The organism is Zoogloea sp. GDB6 (assembly GCF_056724105.1).
The window spans coordinates 3,972,982-3,990,029 of record NZ_CM161497.1; the positions used below are offsets into that span (position 1 = coordinate 3,972,982).

A 17,048-nucleotide genomic window follows, 5' to 3' on the forward strand; every position below is an offset into this window, starting at 1 on the left:
CACCGCGCCTGTCATCTACCCTTTCCGCCCGACCATGAACCGCTACCCCCTCTGGAAAAACCTCCTCATCGGCCTCGTGCTGCTGTGGGGTCTGATCTACACCCTGCCGAACTTCTACGGCGAGGTGCCCGCTGTCCAGGTATCCAGCGGCAAGGCCACCCTCAAGCTGGACACCGCCGCCACCCTCAAGCGCGTGGAAGAAAGCCTCGCCGCAGCCGGGCTCCAGCATGACGGCCTGTTTGCCGACCTCAACAGCGTGCGCATCCGCTTCCATGACACCGACACCCAGCTGAAGGCCAAGGACGCCGTTGAAAAGGCCTTCAACCCCGATGCCAGCGACCCGTCCTACGTCGTCGCCCTCAACCTGCTGTCGGCCAGCCCCCAGTGGCTCACCAGCATCCACGCGCTGCCCATGTACCTGGGCCTCGACCTGCGCGGCGGCGTGCACTTCCTGCTGCAGGTCGACATGAAGGGCGCCGTCACCAAGCGCCTCGACGCCACCACCGGCGACCTGCGCACCCTGCTGCGCGACAAGAACGTTCGCCATATCGGCATCACCCGCGAAGGCCAGAGCGTCGTCGTGCGCTTCCGCGACACCGAGAACCAGTCCCGCGCCAAGGCCGTGATCACTGCCAACACCAACGACCTGCAACTGGTCGAAGGCCAGGACGGCGCCGACTTCAAGCTCACCGCCAACCTCACCCCGCTGGCCCAGAAGACCATCCAGGAATTCGCGATCAAGCAGAACATCAGCACCCTGCACAACCGGATCAACGAACTCGGCGTGGCCGAGCCGGTGATCCAGCAGCAAGGCCTCGACCGCATCGTGGTCCAGTTGCCCGGCGTGCAGGACGTGGCCAAGGCCAAGGACATCCTCGGCCGCACCGCCACCCTCGAAATCCGCATGGTGGACGACACCCCGGGCGCCCTTGAGGCCGCCATGACCGGCGCCGTGCCGGCCGGCACCGAGCTCTACAACGAGCGCGGCGGCCGTCCGCTGCTGGTCAAGAAGCAGGTCGTGCTGACCGGCGAGCGCCTCACCGACGCCCAGCCCGGCTTCGACGGCCAGACCCACGAGCCCGCCGTGCACCTCACGCTGGACGCCGCCGGTGCACGCATCTTCAAGGATGTGACCCGCGAGAACGTCAACAAGCGCATGGCCATCCTGCTCATCGAAAAGGGCAAGGGCGAAGTCGTCACCGCCCCGGTCATCCGTGGCGAAATCGGCGGCGGCCGCGTGCAGATCTCCGGCCGCATGAGCTCCGAAGAGGCCACCGACACCGCGCTGCTGCTGCGTGCCGGCTCCCTGGCCGCCCCGATGGAGATCATCGAGGAACGCACCATCGGCCCGAGCCTCGGCGCCGACAACATCAGCAAGGGCTTCCACTCCACGCTGTGGGGTTTCATCGCCATCGCCGTCTTCATGTGCCTCTACTACATGCTGTTCGGCTTCGTGTCGGTGATCGCGCTGGCCTCCAACCTGCTGCTGCTGGTAGCCCTGCTGTCCCTGCTGCAGGCGACGCTGACGCTGCCCGGCATCGCCGCCATCGCCCTCACGCTAGGTATGGCCATCGACGCCAACGTGCTGATCAACGAGCGCATCCGCGAGGAACTGCGCAACGGCTCCAGCCCGCAGGCGGCCATCCACGCCGGCTACGACCGCGCCTTCGACACCATTCTCGACTCCAACGTCACCACGCTGATCGCCGGCATCGCGCTGCTCATCTTCGGCTCCGGCCCGGTGCGCGGCTTCGCAGTGGTGCACTGCCTGGGCATCATGACCTCCATGTTCAGCGCCATCCTGGTCTCCCGCGGCTTGGTGAATCTGATCTACGGCAAGAAGCGCAAGCTCGAGAAACTGGCCATCGGCCAGGTCTGGAAGCCGGGCGTCTGACGCGTACAGAACACGAAACGGACACGCAAAATGGAATTCTTCCGGATCCACAAAGACATCCCCTTCATGAAGCACGCGCTGGTGTTCAACGTCATTTCGTTGATCACCTTCCTGCTCGCGGTGTTCTTCCTCGCCACCAAGGGGCTGCATTTCAGCGTCGAATTCACCGGCGGCACGCTGATGGAAGTCAGCTACAGCGAACCGCCGGCCCTCGAAAAGCTGCGTGACGCCCTGGCCAAGGAAGGCTACCAGGACGCCCAGGTGCAGAACTTCGGCAGCTCCCGCGACGTGCTGATCCGCCTGCCCAACCGGGACGGCATCGAAACCGGCAAGCTCAGCGAGAAGGTCATCGCCAGCCTCGGCGCCATCGAAGGCCCCAAGCCCGAGCTGCGCCGCGTCGAATTCGTCGGCCCGCAGGTCGGCAAGGAACTCGCCTCCGACGGCGCCATGGCCCTGCTGCTGGTGATCGGCGGCATCGTGCTGTACTTGGCGATGCGCTTCGAATGGCGCTTCGCCGTCTCCGCGATCATCGCCAACCTGCACGACGTCATCATCATCCTGGGCTTCTTCGCGCTGTTCCAGTGGGAATTCTCGCTGCCGGTGCTGGCCGCCACCCTCGCGGTGCTCGGCTACTCGGTCAACGAATCGGTGGTGGTCTTCGACCGGGTGCGCGAAACCTTCAAGAAGAAGCGCGGCCTCACCACCCCGCAGGTGCTTGACCACGCCATCACCAGCACCATCAGCCGGACCATCATCACCCACGGTTCGACCCAGATCATGGTGCTGTCGATGCTGGTCTTCGGCGGCGAGACCCTGTTCTACTTCTCCCTCGCGCTGACCATCGGCATCTGCTTCGGCATCTACTCCTCGGTGCTGGTCGCCAGCCCGCTGGTCATGTGGCTGGGCGTGTCCCGCGAGCAGTTCATGCAGCCCAAGAAGGAAAAGCAGGAAGCCGTCGTCTGATCCACGTGGATCGGAGCATCACCCTGTGGGTGCTGGATCTCGACAGCCCCACCCAAGACTGCGCCCGTGCCTGGTCCCTGCTCGATGCAGGGGAACAGGCACGGGCGCAGCGCTTTATGCGGGAGCGTGACCGCCGCCGCTTCATGCTGCGCCGCGCCGCCTTGCGGGAAATCCTCGCCCGGCACACCGGCCTGGCGCCCCACGCCCTGCCCTTCACCCGCAATCCGTTCGACCGCCCGTCCCTGGCCGGCATCGAACTGGACTTCAACACCTCCCACTGCGACGGCCTCGCCGTCGTCGCCGTCACCCACCACGGACGGGTTGGCATCGATGTGGAGCGCCGGCTGGACGACGCGCTGGATCCCGCCATCCTTCAGCCCCACCTCACCCCGGCCGCCTACACCGCCTTTCTCCACTATCCATCGGCCCGGCAGCGACACGCCTTCTTCGATTGGTGGGCCCGCATCGAAGCCTTCGCCAAGGCGCGCGGAACCGGCATCGTGATGTCACCACCACCGCCCCTCGACGGCAGCGAAGCCGACACCGCCCCCCGCTTGCTACCCGATGACCTGGGCAGGATGCAGACCTGGCATCCGCAAAGCCTGGCACTAGCCCCCACCCACTCAGCCAGCCTGGTGGTTTCCGACGTGGTACGCCCGGTCCACGTCAGGCAATGGCCTGTCGCGGAATAATCCGGCGCGAAGTCAGGCCGGCTGCGGCAGACGCGGCGGCATCAGGAAATCCCGCGGCTGGCGGCGCAGGCGCTGCCACAGGCGCCGCCGCAACTCCTTCAGATCCGACTTAGGCAGATTGTAGGCACGCACCGCCGTCAGCAGCGACAGCGCGAAACTCACCCCCAGGTTGAGCACGAACATCACCGCCACCCCGGCAACCGCCAGGGACAGCAGGCCCGTGCTGAGCTCCACGTCCAGCGCCGACGTGGCGAGGCTGAGGATGCCGGAGTTCAGCGTCACGTGGCGCACATCCAGCGGCAGGCCGAAGAAGCGCCCCAGCACCGGCGTCATGCCGAGCATCAGGCCCAGGGAGATGTTGGTCGCCCAGCCCGACATGTTGCGCGACACGATGCCGGCCAGACGGATCATGCGCAGACGACCGAAACGGTGACCGAGGCGGTGCTCGGCAATCGCCTGCGGCAGGCGGTGATAGACCGCCCAGTTATCCACCCAACCGCCGGCCAGCGCCGCCAGGTACAGGATGCAGCCGGTCAGCGCAGCGTAGAACACCGTGCCGCTGTCCACCGGGCTCAGTGCATGGAACACGTAACTGGCTTCGGCGCGGCTCAGGTAGGAATGGCCGGTGGCCCACTGCCAGGCGGCGTCGAAGGCGTAGGCACCGCAGGCCACCACCACCACGTTGGCGATGGTGGCCGCCAGTTGCGAGCGGCAGATGCAGGCCGCGTAATCGACGATGCGCTCCAGGCGTGCCTCGCCCTTGCTGTCGCGGATGATCGCCGCGAAGGTCGCCGCGGTCATCGCCGGCTGCTTGGTCGCCAGCATCAGGCCGAGCGCCTGCAGCAGCAGGAAGCTGAGCGCATAGTTGAGGCCGGAACCCAGCCCCTCCAGGAACAGTGCCAGACCGGCGCCGGCGATCGCCATCTTCATCGCTGCAGTCGCCACGGTGAGCAATCCGCCACCGGCTGCCGCCACCCAGATATGCCGGTAGTCCTTTGGCGTCTCGGCAATGTAGTGTTCGCCGGTCTCGCCGGCGCGGTCCACGATGCGTCGCTGCAGGCGGCGCAGGTTGCTGCGCACCACGTGCCACAGGCTGGTGCTCTCGTGGGCCGCGAAGGCCAGTTGCTGCAGCAGCGCCAGCGCCGGCGCCGGGCTGCTGCGCCCGGCCTGCATCACCGCGACGATGGCCTCCAGGCGCACCAGGCAGCGCTCCAGCACATCGAGGCCATAGACGATATCGACGCTGATGCCTTCCGCTTCAAGCCGTGTGGAGATCACATGCATCTCGTCCCGGCAGGCGGCCACGCCGGCCGACCAGGCCTCCAGCAGCGGGCCTGGCAGACTCCCGCGCTCCCACGCGCACAGCAGGTTCTCGCCGCTGTCGGCCAGGCGCCGGAACGGCGAGCGGGACACCGGCCCCGGCTGGCTGCGCGTGCGCAGCTTCTGGGACAGGCCCTGGCCCTGCAACCGCGCCAGCAGCAGACGGAAGCCGTCGGCCATGGCCCGCTGCAGCGCCGCCGTCATCGCCGGCTCCTCGGCCGGGAACAAGATATCCACCAGGCGCTGGAAGGACGACGGCTGCAGCCCGCGGACCAGCGTCAGATCCCGCGTCCGCGTGTAACTGCGGCTCATCAGGTGGCCCAGGTCGTGGTCGTCCCGCGGTGACGGAATCAGCCGCGTGGTCAGGCGATCGCCGAATTCGGAGAGAAAGCCCCGGTCACTGGGGATGCCCACTTCGCCGAACAGGTTGGCCCCGTCGGTTTCATCGAGAATCAGGCAAAGGGCGTGGCGGACCGCCTCAGCAAGCTCAGGATGGGCGGCCAGCACGTCCATCAGCACCGCAAAACGCTGGGTGGCAGAACCGTGGACATCTGCGGAATCGATATAGACGTCGTTCCACAGGGCACCACCGGCCAGCCAGCCATTGAGTGCCCGCCAGGCGTCCATACGGTCGGGAAGATCCTCGGCGATCAGCAATGCCCGCAAGTAGATGGCCAGTTTGCGCAGGTCGCGCGGCCCCTGGCGATGATCCGGGAGCACCGCATGGACGTATGCCAGCAGCGCATCGATGGAGGGGGTCTGGGTATTCTGCATATCACGGATGGACCCGGTCCGTGATCATTGGTTCGGCAGGACGGCCTGGAAGCCGCCCTGCCCGCGGGATCAGGCGGCGGCCAGCGCCTCGCCGTAGAGCGCCGAGATCGGCGCCTCAATGATCTCGATGCCGAGACGCGCGCAGAAGCGGCGCTCCTTGGCGGTGGGCTCCTCGATCATCGCCCAGGCGGCCGGACCGGTCGCACAGTCGTAGATGATGTCGCTCATCACCATCCGCTCAGTGTCGCGGTTGAGACGCAGACCGAGGAACAGGTAGCGCTTGCCCACCCGGCGAGCCTTCAGGAAAGGCGGAATGGAGAAGCCCCCCATCAGCTCGGTGATGTAATCCACGTAGTCGGCATCGGAGGCGATGAAGTCCGGCTGCGGCCACGGCGTGCCCATCGGCTTGAAGAGCACCGGCAGCGAGCTGTCCACGCCTTCGTTGCTGACCTCGGCGTACTTCTCGCCGTCGTGCTGATACAGCCGGTAGCGGAAGGCCGTGCCAGCCATGCGGGCGATGCCCACCACCAGGATGTGCGGCGTCTTCGACCACAGACGCTGCAGCTGGGTGTCCCGGTTGATGTCGATCACGTAGTCGGGGTTGAAGCCGGTCAGCCAGCCATGGAAGGCTGAATCGGTCCATTCGTCCGAGCCGTAGGTGGCGATCAGGAATTTGTTCACCGCCGCGCGGCCGCGCTTGAGCTCGACGTTCATCGCCGCCCGCGGGAATTCGTACATCAGCCGCGGCGCCATCGGCTGGCCGTTGTTCATGGCCAGGATGAGGCTGTTGCTGTCGGCCGGGATCGGCTTGCCGGAAACCTTATGGGTGACGTGCGACAGCGCGCCGGCGCCCAGGTAGGGAACGATGTCGCCGGAAGCGAGGCCTGCATGCAAGCTGGCCAGGAGATCGGCGGGAATGGTCTGACTCATGGATGACTCCGTGGGGATGGAGAAGAAGGAGGACAAACGCGGAAATCGCGGCAAGCGCCGCACCGGCCGCTTGCCACGGCCGGCGGACGAACGAGCCGGTGCGAACGGAAATCAGGCATGCAGGGCCATTGCGGGTGGAGCAAAGGCCGCCAGCGGCAGCCCATCCTCGGGGCCGAAGCAGGTCGGGCGGTCATTGCACACCGTGCAGCTCGGCGCCCGGCAGGCATGCACCTCGGCCCGGTCGCACAGCTGCTTGTAGAAGAACTTCTTCCACTTCATGTCGCCGCTGTTCAGACCGTGCAGGACCGGGAAGTGGCTCTGCAGCACCTCACCAAGCATGTGGCGGGACGGCAGGCCCATGTCCTGCCACAGGTGATTGGCCGACATGCAGGCGGTAGACACCGCACAGGCCAGCCACAGGCTGCGCGTGTCGTCCTCGGCCCGGTGGTCCCACAGCAGGGCCAGCAGGTCGGAAAACTCGTCGAGGGAGTTGGACGGGCGCGGCGCCGACTTCTGCATTGCACGCAGGGCCAGGTGGGCATCCCATTCCAGGTAGGGGAATTCGCTCTCCAGCAGCCACGCGAACTCCTCCACGCCCAAGCCGGCGATCGGCGCCGAATACTCGGCCGGGCGCAGCGCAGCGCCGGCGATCACGCCAGCCAGCGCGATGGTGGTCACGTCGGACGGATCGCCGGCTGCAGCGAGGAGTTGCAGGTTCAGATTGGCAGGGCTCGCCATGATGGCCTCCGAAAAGATTGACCTCGAATGCCAGTCTTTACGCAAAGCCCGTGCCATACCCGGAACAGCTTCCCATGCCCCGCCAATGCCGCGCCCGGTGCGGCCTGCCGCTTCTATGTCGGTTGCGGGGCGAGACTCTCCCCCGCGGGCTTCCTGCCAGTTGTCGCATTCACGACAAGCCGTTACTGGACGATTCCGTGCTGATTGTTCCGTCGTGCGAAACCACGCATCCCACGACCTTCCTCAAGAAGACAGTGCGCCCCCCGGAGGCCATCACCTAGAAGGTGGTGACCTGCACCGCGTAAAGGCCGCCGATCACCGCGAACTCGTCCTCGCCCTTCAACATGCCGGGCAGCAGGTGGTTGTAGAAGAAGATCTTGGTCAGCGGGACTTCGGCCTGCAGGATGTAGTCGCCGAACTCGCTGGCCCGCTCGCGGGACGTCGAGAAGGAATTGAGGTTGTTGAGCAGGTAGATGCTGTCGGAACGCCCGTGCCCGGCGATCCGCTCGTGGGCGTCGAGCTTGTTCACGCCGCGGTACAGCGTCAGGTGCGTGCGGTCCGGGTCCGGCCGGTGCAGTTCGTACTGCGTGTAGGCATATAAGAGATCGAGCTGCGCCTCGAGAGCATTGGTGCCATACAGCCCGGCCGAGCGGGCCTCCAGGTAGCGCCAGTAGACCTCGCTGCCGGTGTCGGCCAACGAGCCCCGGTGGTAGCGCGGCGTCAGCCCGAAGCGCGACTCCACCCAGCCCTTCAGCACCGCCGCCTCGCGGCCATCCGCGTCAAAGGCCCAGCCGCGCACCACGCGCTGGTAATTGCTGTTGCCGCGCGCCGGCGCGCGGTTGCGGCACGGCGCCAGGCGCCCGAAGTCCGGACTCAGCCCGGCCTCCTCCAGCGCCTCCAGGCGAAAGCTCACCACCATGTAGTCAACGAAACGCTGGGCCCGCCGGGCCACGTCGGGCAGCCCATCGAGCATCTCGAACAGGCTGCGGTGCAGTTCCCACACCCCGTCGATGACCAGCGGCGCCGGATTCCGCTGGTAGGTCAGGCCACCGATGATCGCCGCCGGCAGGTTGCAGCGGTTGATCGGCAGACGCGCGCCCCTCGGCAAAGCCGGCACGCTTTCCTCCCCTTTCACTCCGACGACATCCTCCAAGCTGTGAAACTCCCTACAAAGCGTGGGGTCTTGTCGCATCCCACACGCGACAACAGCACCCTACAAAAATCATTTAACAGAATAAATTCAATAACTTGAATAAACAATCAGGACATGGCACAGCGCTTGCGATTAGGTAATCACACGAGGCATAGGGTCTCGTCGGATTGATAAACCCAAGGAGAATCGAAATGGCACTGCGTCAATGCGCCATCTACGGCAAGGGCGGTATCGGTAAGTCTACTACCACCCAGAACCTGGTAGCGGCTCTGGCCGAAATGGGCAAGAAGGTCATGATCGTCGGCTGCGACCCGAAGGCTGACTCCACCCGCCTGATCCTGCACTCGAAGGCCCAGACCTCCGTCATGGCCCTGGCTGCTGAAGCCGGCTCCGTCGAAGACCTCGAACTCGAAGACGTCCTGTCCGTCGGTTACGGCGGCGTCAAGTGCGTCGAATCCGGTGGCCCGGAACCCGGCGTCGGCTGCGCTGGCCGTGGTGTTATCACCGCCATCAACTTCCTGGAAGAAGAAGGCGCTTACGACGAAGACCTGGACTTCGTGTTCTACGACGTGCTCGGCGACGTGGTGTGTGGCGGCTTCGCCATGCCCATCCGCGAGAACAAGGCCCAGGAAATCTACATCGTCTGCTCCGGCGAAATGATGGCCATGTACGCCGCCAACAACATCGCCAAAGGCATCGTGAAGTACGCCAACTCCGGTGGCGTGCGTCTGGCCGGCCTGATCTGCAACAGCCGTAACACCGACCGCGAAGACGAACTGATCATCGCCCTGGCCGAGCGCCTGGGCACCCAGATGATCCACTTCGTGCCGCGTGACAACGCTGTGCAGCACGCTGAAATCCGTCGTATGACCGTGATCGAATACGACCCCACCCACAAGCAAGCCGACGAGTACCGCACTCTGGCTCGCAAGGTGTTCGAGAACAAGAAGTTCGTGATCCCGACCCCGATCGAAATGGAAGAGCTGGAAGAGCTGCTGATGGAATTCGGCATCATGGAGCAGGAAGACGAGTCCATCGTCGGCAAGACTGCCTCCGAACTGGCCGCCTGATCAGCGCGCTACGCCGTACCTTGGTGCCGGCTGCGCCCGGCCGGCACCTTCTCCGCCAACCTGATTTCGTCGCCGCAGATTAGCGGGACGCAAAAGGAGCAACACCATGGCTGCGCTTACGCGTGAAGAAACCGAAGCCCTCATCCAGGAGGTGCTGGAGGTTTACCCCGAAAAGGCCAAGAAGGATCGTACGAAGCACCTCGCGGTGAACGATCACGAGGCCAATGCCAAGAAGTGCATCACCTCCAACCGCAAGTCCCTGCCCGGCGTGATGACCATCCGCGGCTGTGCCTATGCCGGTTCCAAGGGCGTGGTGTGGGGTCCGATCAAGGACATGATCCACATCTCCCACGGCCCCGTCGGCTGCGGCCAGTACTCCCGTGCCGGTCGTCGCAACTACTACGTCGGTGTCACCGGGATCAACGCCTTCGGTGAAATGAACTTCACCTCCGACTTCCAGGAACGCGACATCGTCTTCGGCGGCGACAAAAAGCTGGCCAAGCTGATCGACGAAATCGAAGAACTGTTCCCGCTGAACAAGGGCATCTCCGTGCAGTCCGAGTGCCCGATCGGCCTGATCGGCGACGACATCGAAGCCGTTTCCAAGAAGGCTACCGCCAAGTTCGGCAAGACCGTCGTGCCGGTGCGCTGCGAAGGCTTCCGCGGTGTTTCCCAGTCCCTCGGCCACCACATCGCCAACGACGCGATCCGTGACTGGGTGATCGGCAACCGTGACGCCAAGGAATTCGCCTCCACCCCGTACGACGTGGCCATCATCGGCGACTACAACATCGGTGGTGACGCCTGGTCGTCCCGTATCCTCCTCGAGGAAATGGGCCTGCGCGTGGTCGCCCAGTGGTCCGGCGACGGCACCCTGGCCGAAATGGAGAACACCCCGAAGGTCAAGCTGAACCTCCTCCACTGCTACCGCTCGATGAACTACATCAGCCGTCACATGGAAGAGAAGTACGGGATTCCCTGGGTCGAGTACAACTTCTTCGGCCCGACCAAGGTCGAGGAATCCCTGCGCAAGATCGCCACCTACTTCGATGACACCATCAAAGAAGGCGCCGAGCGCGTGATCGCCAAGTACAAGGCCATGATGGACGCCGTCATCGCCAAGTACCGTCCGCGCCTCGAAGGCAAGAAGGTCATGCTGTACGTGGGCGGCCTGCGTCCCCGTCACGTGATCGGCGCGTACGAAGACCTGGGCATGGAAGTGGTCGGCACCGGCTACGAATTCGCCCACAACGACGACTACGAGCGCACCGTCAAGGAAATGGGCAACGCGACCCTGCTGTACGACGACGTGACCGGCTTCGAATTCGAAGAGTTCGTCAAGAAGGTCAAGCCCGACCTCGTCGGCTCCGGCATCAAGGAAAAGTTCATCTTCCAGAAGATGGGCATCCCCTTCCGTCAGATGCACTCCTGGGATTACTCGGGCCCCTACCACGGTTACGACGGTTTCGCGATCTTCGCCCGTGACATGGACATGACCCTGAACAACCCCTGCTGGAAGACGCAGACCCCGCCGTGGAAGAAGAACGACGACGCAGCCCCGCTGGCTGCCGCCGCCTGATTCCGTAGCAAGTCTGCTGCATCCGCCCTGCCCTTGCGGCGGGGCGACGCAAGCCCCATGCGGGTGACGACCCCTGTCGCCACCCACCTTTCCGACCTGTTGCCTGGGTCCGCAGATTGGCGGCCGGGCTGGGAGACGAGAAATGCAAGAAGTCGACGACATCAAGCCGTGCTATCCCCTGTTCCGCAACGACGAGTACAAGGACGTCCTGAAGCGGAAGAAGGATGACTACGAAGAAGGCCACGAAACCTCCAAGGTTGACGAAGCCTTCAAGTGGTCCACCACCGCCGAATACCAGGAACTCAACTTCAAGCGCGAAGCCCTGACGGTCAACCCCGCCAAGGCCTGCCAACCCCTCGGCGCCGTGCTGTGTGCCCTGGGCTTCGAAAAGACCATGCCGTATGTCCATGGTTCGCAGGGCTGCGTGGCCTACTTCCGCACCTACTTCAACCGTCATTTCCGCGAGCCGGTCTCCTGCGTGTCCGACTCCATGACGGAAGATGCAGCCGTGTTCGGTGGCCAGAAGAACATGTTCGACGGTCTCGCCAACGCCAAGGCGATCTACAAGCCGACCATGATCGCCGTATCCACCACCTGCATGGCCGAGGTGATCGGTGACGACCTCAACGCGTTCATCAACAACGCCAAGAAGGAAGGTCACCTGGAGCAGGAATACCCGGTCCCCTTCGCGCACACCCCGTCCTTCGTCGGCAGCCACACCACCGGCTGGGACAACATGTTCGAAGGCATCGCGCGTTACTTCACCCTCAACGCCATGGACGACAAGGTTGTCGGTTCCAGCCAGAAGGTGAACTTCGTGCCGGGCTTCGAGACCTACCTCGGCAACTATCGTGTCATCAAGCGCATGATGGGTGAAATGGGTGTCGACGCGACCCTGCTGTCCGACCCCACCGAAGTGCTCGATACCCCGTCCGACGGCAAGTTCCGCATGTATGAAGGCGGCACCACCATCGACGAGGTCAAGACCGCGCCGAACGCCATCACCACGGTTCTGCTCCAGCCGATGCAGCTGGAAAAGACCAAGAAGTTCGTCGAGAACACCTGGAAGCACGACGTCCCCAAGCTCAACATCCCGATGGGCCTGGACTGGACCGACGAATTCCTGATGAAGATCTCGGAAGTCACCGGCAAGCCGATCCCCGCCAGCCTCGAGCTGGAGCGCGGCCGCCTGGTGGACATGATGGGCGACTCCCACACCTGGCTGCACGGCAAGAAGTTCGCGCTGTATGGCGATCCGGACTTCACCCTGGGCCTGACCAAGTTCCTGATGGAATGCGGTGCCGAGCCGACCCACATCCTGTCCAACAACGGCTCGAAGAAGTGGGCCAAGGCCATCGACAAGCTGCTCGCCAGCTCGCCGTACGGCATCCACGGCAAGGCCTACCCCGGCTGCGATCTGTGGCACATGCGCAGCCTGGTCTTCACCGACAAGCCTGACTTCCTGATCGGCAACTCCTACGCCAAGTACATCCAGCGCGACACCCTGCACAAGGGCAAGGAGTTCGAAGTTCCGGTGATCCGCCTCGGCTTCCCGATCTTCGACCGTCACCACCTGCATCGCATGACCACCCTCGGTTACGAAGGTGCCATGTACATGCTCACCACCCTGGTGAACGCGGTGATGGAGCGTCTCGACGAAGAAACCCGCGGCATGGGTACCACCGACTACAACCACGATCTGGTTCGTTAATCGGCATCCCCGCAAGCCCCCGTCCCCGGACGGGGGCTTCGGCACGAACAGAAGGAGTACACCGACATGGCGAACATCATGATCCGGCGCAGCGACAACGGCTCGTTGTCGTTCTACCTGCCCAAGAAAGACTTGGAAGACGACATCGTCTCCCTCGAATTCGACACCCCCGAGCGCTGGGGCGGCGAGCTCGTCCTGAAGGACGGCAGCCGCTGGTACTTCGATCCTCTCGAAACCCAGCCGCGCCTGCCGATCACGGTCAAGGCCAAGCGGGTGGGTGGCGAAGACGACTGATCTCGCCGCGACGGAACCTCCCCAGCACGGATCGCGCAGCCATGGCCATGGAGATCAGACAAGCCCTGTGTGTCTTTTGCGCCGACTGCGAAACCGTCTGCCCGACCCATTCGATCCAGGCGTCGGGCGGGATGGTCCTGATCAACCAGGATAGCTGCACCGAATGCGAGGGGCATTTCGACGAGCCCCAGTGCGTCTCGGTGTGTCCGACGGACGGCTGCATCGTGCCCGCGCCCTGAACACGGCCGGCACGACCTAGCCCAAGGAGCGCAACCATGAGTGAAACCGCCCCCCTCACCCGCGAGATCGCCCTGCGACTCGCCCTGGCAGTCCGCGAAATGCCCGAACTCGACCTGCGCGGCTTCATTGGCGTGGTCTCCGAAAGGCTCGGCCTGCCCCTCACCGCCGACAAGCTCGGCGGCGTCACCGTTGCCGACCTGAACCTGTGGCTGGCCGGCGAAGACGGCAAGACCACCGTCGACAAGGAAGCCATCAAACGCGCCGTCCGCTTCCTGTGGGGCGAAGGCGTCGATGACGGCCTTCCCAAACCGCAGCCCTACGCCGACGGCGACCTGCCCAACAGCCTGCGCGTCGCGATGGCCTCCAACCATGGCGAACTGGCCGACGGCCACTTCGGCTCCTGCCAGCGCTTCCTGATCTACCAGGTCAGCACCACCGACAGCCGGCTGGTGGCCGTCCGCGGCACCGCCGAGGCCGACGCCGAAGAGGACAAGAACGTCGCCCGCTCGGCGCTGATCGCCGATTGCCAGCTGGTCTACGTCCAATCCATCGGCGGCCCCGCCGCGGCCAAGGTCGTGCGCGCCGGCGTCCATCCGGTCAAGTGGCCGGCCGGCGGCCCGGCGGACAACGCCCTCGCCAAGCTGCAGACCGCCATGCTCGCCCCGCCGCCCTGGCTGGCCCGCGTGATGGGCGTGGAACCGGCATCCCTGGCACGCTTTGCCGAGGACACCGAGGTGGAGGAGGCCGAATCATGAACGCCCCCAACGCCCTGCCCCCGCGCCCGCAGATCACCCCCGAGCTGGCCCGTGAGCTGGCCGGCCGGGTCAAGGCCCACAATGGCTCCACCGAAATGCTTGCCGTCATGCGCGTCGAGCACCCGGGTCTGCGCCTGCTGATCTGCAACGAGGACGACATCCCGGCCCGCATGCCGACCTGGCTCCAACACGACGGCGTCGCCATGTACCTGCTGGATGCCACCGAGCACTGCGTGTCCCTCACCACCAATGAGGATCGCGCCTGCGGCATCGTGTTCACCCTGCTGTCCGGCGACGATGACTGACAGGGGCGCCCATGGCCTGCGCGTGGTGGCGGCCGACTGTGCCGGCTGCCACCACGCCGATCTCCTCGCCGCCGGCCAATGCACGCCCGGCGACCGCTGCGTGGTGGCGATGAGCGGCCGCCAGATCGACCGCTTCTTCCGCGCCAACCCGGCCGAGGCCGAGGCCTACCTGGGCGACGGCTTCTGGGAGCGCCGCGCCATTGCGGCCCGCTACGCGCCACTGGAAACCATCGACCACCTGATGCACGACGCCGACGAGGTCGTGCGCCGCGTGGTCGCCGGCCGCATCCCCGATGAACGCCTGCCCGAGCTGATCCACGATCCCGACCGGGACGTCCGCGCCATCGCCGTCCAGCGCATGCCCGCCGAACAGCTCGAATGGGCGCTGAAAGACATCGACTACCTGGTGCGCATGTTCGCAGTCCGCAAGGTCTCCCACGGCCTGCTGCGGCCGCTGATCCACGACCCCGAGCGGGAAGTCCGCAAGGCCGTTGCCAGCCGCCTGCCGCCCTTCGCGCTGAGCTGCTACGCCGACGACAGCGAGGCGGAAGTCCGCCGCATCGCCGCCGGGCGCATGCTGCCGCCGGATGCGGCGAAAATGCTGGCCGACCCCGACTGGTCGGTACGCCTCGCCGCGGTCGCCCAGGCACCGCTGGATGCCATCAGGGATCTGCTCGACAGCGAAATCGACGAGGAAGTCCTGCGCGCAAGCCAGGAACGCCTGAGCAGCGCCGAGAAACAGGTCGGCTGAAGCCGGCACAGCCGGCGGGGCGACGGGCTCGCCCCCGACACGGCCCACATCCACTGCCGCCGCGAGGCCGGCCTGGGCTACCATCGCCCGATGCTGCCCATCCTCTTCCAGGACGAACACCTCGTCGCCATCCACAAGCCCGCCGGGCTGCTGGTCCACCGTAGCGAACTGGACCGCCACGAAACCCGCTTCGCCGTGCAGTTGCTGCGCGACCAGCTCGGCCGCCACGTTTATCCCGCCCACCGCCTCGACCGCGGCACCTCCGGCGTGCTGCTGTTCGCGCTGGACAGGGACACCGCCCGCGCCCTCGGCACCCAGTTCGAAAGCCAGGCGGTCCTCAAAACTTACCTGGCCGTCGTACGCGGCCATCCGCCCGTGGCCGGACGTATCGACCACCCGCTGTCGCGGCGCCGCGACGACAAGGAATGGGTCGGCGAACGCAGCTCGGACGAAGCCCAGCCGGCCGTCACCGACTTCCGCCGCCTGGCCGTCTGCGAGCTGCCGCACCAGGTGGACCGCTATCCGACCAGCCGCTACGCGCTGCTCGAACTGACGCCCCACACCGGCCGCCGCCACCAGATCCGCCGCCATCTGAAGCACATCGCCCACCCCATCATCGGCGACTCGACCTTCGGCAAGGGCCGTCACAACCGGCTGTTCCAGCAGCTCTTCGCCTGCCAGCGCATGCTGCTGGCGTGCACGCGCCTGCAGCTGACGCATCCCCATTCCGGCCAGCCCCTCGACCTGCTCGCGGCGCCCGACGGCGAATTCGCCGCGCTGCTGAACGCGCTGCAATGGTCGGACGCGCTGCCCGCCCCGCTGATCCTTCCGACGCCGTCCGGCATGCACTCGTCTTAACCCGTTTTTACCCCGCTCCAACAGGCCTTAACGGCCGCTCTTCCTACACTCCGCGGCAATCCGGCCCAGCCGGAAGCCCTTCCCCCGCGCGGAGCGAACCATGGAAAAGCACGATCACCACCTCATCCACGACCTCGAAACCCTGCTCAAGGCCAACGCCGACCGGCGCCGTCGCCCCGCTGCCGCTGGCCGGCTGCGGCGGAGGCGGTGGCAGCTCCGCCAGCTTCGGCAGCATCTCCACCACGACGGCCTCCAGCAGCGCAATCACGTCGAGCGTCAGCAGTTGTTCGGTGATCCCCGAGGAGACCGCCGGCCCCTACCCCGGCGACGGCTCCAACTACAACAGCAACGGCGTTGCCAACGCGCTCAGCCTGTCGGGCATCGTGCGCAGCGACATCCGCTCCAGTATTGCCGGCGCCAGCGGCGTGGCGGCGGGCATTCCGCTCATCCTGACGCTGCAGTTGGTGAACACGGCGGGCAGCTGCGCCAGCCTGTCCGGCTACGCGATCTACCTGTGGCACTGCACCCGTGATGGCCTGTATTCCCTCTACAGCACCGGCATCACCGGCGAGAACTACCTGCGCGGCGTGCAGGAAACCGACAGCGACGGCAAGGTCACCTTCCTGACGATCTTCCCCGGCTGCTACCTCGGGCGCGTCCCCCACATCCATTTCGAGATCTATCCGAGTCTCGCCAAGGCCACCGCCTATGGCAACAAGCTCAAGACCTCCCAGCTGACCTTCCCGACCGCCACCTGCCAAGAGGTGTACGCCACCAGCGGCTACTCGAGCAGCGCCAGCAACCTGAGCGCCATCAGCCTCGCCACCGACAACGTCTTCAGCGACGGCTACAGCCTCCAGATGGCCTCCATCAGCGGCTCAGTGAGCAACGGCTATTCCGCATCCCTCACCGTCGGCATATCCGCGTAAACCTTCCCTGCCGGAGGTTGCGATCGGTGTGGATCGCACCCCTGCGTCATCGCGGCGCTTTATCCCGTAACAGAGGCCAGCTAAGATTGTCG

Annotated in this window: 18 protein-coding genes; 13 read left to right on the forward strand and 5 right to left on the reverse strand. The window is 65.4% G+C overall.

Going from position 1 to position 17,048, the window contains the following annotated elements; genetic code table 11:
- Nucleotides 1-34 precede the first annotated feature (34 nt).
- Genes secD through AC1PQG_RS18065 form a run of 3 tightly spaced genes read left to right on the forward strand, consistent with a single transcriptional unit; the run spans nucleotide 35 to nucleotide 3,549 of the window.
- Nucleotides 35-1,894, forward strand: coding sequence for a protein translocase subunit SecD (gene secD, locus AC1PQG_RS18055; RefSeq protein ID WP_481123027.1), 1,860 nt, complete (start codon nucleotides 35-37; stop codon nucleotides 1,892-1,894).
- A 30-nt stretch (nucleotides 1,895-1,924) separates the two neighbouring features.
- Complete coding sequence (gene secF, locus AC1PQG_RS18060) at nucleotides 1,925-2,857, forward strand: protein translocase subunit SecF (protein WP_481119192.1); 933 nt, start codon at nucleotides 1,925-1,927, stop codon at nucleotides 2,855-2,857.
- A gap of 5 nt (nucleotides 2,858-2,862) precedes the next feature.
- Entirely contained in the window at nucleotides 2,863-3,549 is a 687-nt protein-coding gene (locus AC1PQG_RS18065) for a 4'-phosphopantetheinyl transferase family protein (protein ID WP_481119193.1), read from the forward strand.
- A 12-nt stretch (nucleotides 3,550-3,561) separates the two neighbouring features.
- Here AC1PQG_RS18065 and AC1PQG_RS18070 read toward each other — a convergent pair whose 3' ends face one another.
- From AC1PQG_RS18070 to AC1PQG_RS18085, 4 genes are all read right to left on the reverse strand, one after another.
- A complete protein-coding gene (locus AC1PQG_RS18070; protein WP_481119194.1) occupies nucleotides 3,562-5,643 on the reverse strand; it encodes a hypothetical protein in 2,082 nt (693 codons plus the stop codon).
- 69 nt (nucleotides 5,644-5,712) lie between these two features.
- Nucleotides 5,713-6,573: an SIR2 family protein gene (locus AC1PQG_RS18075; RefSeq protein ID WP_481117818.1), complete on the reverse strand. Its 861-nt coding sequence runs from the start codon at nucleotides 6,571-6,573 to the stop codon at nucleotides 5,713-5,715.
- Between the two features lie 111 nt (nucleotides 6,574-6,684).
- A complete protein-coding gene (locus AC1PQG_RS18080) occupies nucleotides 6,685-7,311 on the reverse strand; it encodes a nitrogen fixation protein NifQ (protein WP_481119195.1) in 627 nt (208 codons plus the stop codon).
- Between the two features lie 277 nt (nucleotides 7,312-7,588).
- Nucleotides 7,589-8,446, reverse strand: a complete 858-nt coding sequence (locus AC1PQG_RS18085; protein ID WP_481119196.1) for an NAD(+)--dinitrogen-reductase ADP-D-ribosyltransferase — start codon at nucleotides 8,444-8,446, stop codon at nucleotides 7,589-7,591.
- Between the two features lie 209 nt (nucleotides 8,447-8,655).
- On the opposite strand from AC1PQG_RS18085, the gene nifH reads away from it, so the two are divergent.
- The 9 genes from nifH to AC1PQG_RS18130 all read left to right on the forward strand — a co-directional run bounded on the left by nifH (nucleotide 8,656) and on the right by AC1PQG_RS18130 (nucleotide 16,027).
- Entirely contained in the window at nucleotides 8,656-9,534 is an 879-nt protein-coding gene (gene nifH, locus AC1PQG_RS18090; RefSeq protein WP_481119197.1) for a nitrogenase iron protein, read from the forward strand.
- Nucleotides 9,535-9,640: 106 nt separating this feature from the next.
- Nucleotides 9,641-11,113 (forward strand): nitrogenase molybdenum-iron protein alpha chain, encoded by a 1,473-nt coding sequence (gene nifD, locus AC1PQG_RS18095; RefSeq protein ID WP_481117814.1) that lies wholly within the window; start codon nucleotides 9,641-9,643, stop codon nucleotides 11,111-11,113.
- A gap of 142 nt (nucleotides 11,114-11,255) precedes the next feature.
- Entirely contained in the window at nucleotides 11,256-12,824 is a 1,569-nt protein-coding gene (nifK, locus tag AC1PQG_RS18100) for a nitrogenase molybdenum-iron protein subunit beta (protein ID WP_481117813.1), read from the forward strand.
- A 66-nt stretch (nucleotides 12,825-12,890) separates the two neighbouring features.
- Nucleotides 12,891-13,118 carry a putative nitrogen fixation protein NifT gene (gene nifT / locus AC1PQG_RS18105; RefSeq protein ID WP_481117812.1) on the forward strand — a complete coding sequence of 76 codons (228 nt, stop codon included), beginning with the start codon at nucleotides 12,891-12,893 and terminating at the stop codon, nucleotides 13,116-13,118.
- 47 nt (nucleotides 13,119-13,165) lie between these two features.
- Entirely contained in the window at nucleotides 13,166-13,357 is a 192-nt protein-coding gene (locus AC1PQG_RS18110) for a 4Fe-4S dicluster domain-containing protein (RefSeq protein WP_481119198.1), read from the forward strand.
- Nucleotides 13,358-13,393: 36 nt separating this feature from the next.
- Complete coding sequence (locus tag AC1PQG_RS18115) at nucleotides 13,394-14,113, forward strand: dinitrogenase iron-molybdenum cofactor biosynthesis protein (protein WP_481119199.1); 720 nt, start codon at nucleotides 13,394-13,396, stop codon at nucleotides 14,111-14,113.
- Nucleotides 14,110-14,418 carry a hypothetical protein gene (locus AC1PQG_RS18120; RefSeq protein WP_481119200.1) on the forward strand — a complete coding sequence of 103 codons (309 nt, stop codon included), beginning with the start codon at nucleotides 14,110-14,112 and terminating at the stop codon, nucleotides 14,416-14,418. Before AC1PQG_RS18115 ends, AC1PQG_RS18120 begins: the two co-directional genes overlap by 4 nt.
- Complete coding sequence (locus AC1PQG_RS18125) at nucleotides 14,411-15,169, forward strand: 4Fe4S-binding leucine-rich repeat protein (RefSeq protein ID WP_481119201.1); 759 nt, start codon at nucleotides 14,411-14,413, stop codon at nucleotides 15,167-15,169. The genes AC1PQG_RS18120 and AC1PQG_RS18125 overlap by 8 nt, the downstream gene beginning before the upstream one ends.
- Nucleotides 15,170-15,259: 90 nt before the next feature.
- A complete protein-coding gene (locus AC1PQG_RS18130; RefSeq protein WP_481119202.1) occupies nucleotides 15,260-16,027 on the forward strand; it encodes a tRNA pseudouridine(65) synthase TruC in 768 nt (255 codons plus the stop codon).
- 43 nt (nucleotides 16,028-16,070) lie between these two features.
- On the opposite strand, the gene AC1PQG_RS18135 is transcribed toward AC1PQG_RS18130, so the two are convergent.
- Nucleotides 16,071-16,295 (reverse strand): hypothetical protein, encoded by a 225-nt coding sequence (locus tag AC1PQG_RS18135; protein WP_481119203.1) that lies wholly within the window; start codon nucleotides 16,293-16,295, stop codon nucleotides 16,071-16,073.
- A gap of 22 nt (nucleotides 16,296-16,317) precedes the next feature.
- On the opposite strand from AC1PQG_RS18135, the gene AC1PQG_RS18140 reads away from it, so the two are divergent.
- Nucleotides 16,318-16,956 carry a dioxygenase family protein gene (locus AC1PQG_RS18140; protein WP_481119204.1) on the forward strand — a complete coding sequence of 213 codons (639 nt, stop codon included), beginning with the start codon at nucleotides 16,318-16,320 and terminating at the stop codon, nucleotides 16,954-16,956.
- The last annotated feature ends 92 nt before the right edge of the window (nucleotides 16,957-17,048 follow it).

What these genes read in the sequence shown, in the direction of transcription:
- secD (WP_481123027.1), top strand. Translation starts at nt 35, where the DNA reads ATGAACCGCTACCCCCTCTGGAAAAACCTCCTCATCGGCCTCGTGCTG.
- secF (WP_481119192.1), top strand. Translation starts at nt 1,925, where the DNA reads ATGGAATTCTTCCGGATCCACAAAGACATCCCCTTCATGAAGCACGCG.
- AC1PQG_RS18070 (WP_481119194.1), bottom strand. Translation starts at nt 5,643, where the DNA reads ATGCAGAATACCCAGACCCCCTCCATCGATGCGCTGCTGGCATACGTC.
- AC1PQG_RS18075 (WP_481117818.1), bottom strand. Translation starts at nt 6,573, where the DNA reads ATGAGTCAGACCATTCCCGCCGATCTCCTGGCCAGCTTGCATGCAGGC.
- AC1PQG_RS18080 (WP_481119195.1), bottom strand. Translation starts at nt 7,311, where the DNA reads ATGGCGAGCCCTGCCAATCTGAACCTGCAACTCCTCGCTGCAGCCGGC.
- nifH (WP_481119197.1), top strand. Translation starts at nt 8,656, where the DNA reads ATGGCACTGCGTCAATGCGCCATCTACGGCAAGGGCGGTATCGGTAAG.
- nifD (WP_481117814.1), top strand. Translation starts at nt 9,641, where the DNA reads ATGGCTGCGCTTACGCGTGAAGAAACCGAAGCCCTCATCCAGGAGGTG.
- nifK (WP_481117813.1), top strand. Translation starts at nt 11,256, where the DNA reads ATGCAAGAAGTCGACGACATCAAGCCGTGCTATCCCCTGTTCCGCAAC.
- nifT (WP_481117812.1), top strand. Translation starts at nt 12,891, where the DNA reads ATGGCGAACATCATGATCCGGCGCAGCGACAACGGCTCGTTGTCGTTC.
- AC1PQG_RS18110 (WP_481119198.1), top strand. Translation starts at nt 13,166, where the DNA reads ATGGAGATCAGACAAGCCCTGTGTGTCTTTTGCGCCGACTGCGAAACC.
- AC1PQG_RS18115 (WP_481119199.1), top strand. Translation starts at nt 13,394, where the DNA reads ATGAGTGAAACCGCCCCCCTCACCCGCGAGATCGCCCTGCGACTCGCC.
- AC1PQG_RS18120 (WP_481119200.1), top strand. Translation starts at nt 14,110, where the DNA reads ATGAACGCCCCCAACGCCCTGCCCCCGCGCCCGCAGATCACCCCCGAG.
- AC1PQG_RS18125 (WP_481119201.1), top strand. Translation starts at nt 14,411, where the DNA reads ATGACTGACAGGGGCGCCCATGGCCTGCGCGTGGTGGCGGCCGACTGT.
- AC1PQG_RS18130 (WP_481119202.1), top strand. Translation starts at nt 15,260, where the DNA reads ATGCTGCCCATCCTCTTCCAGGACGAACACCTCGTCGCCATCCACAAG.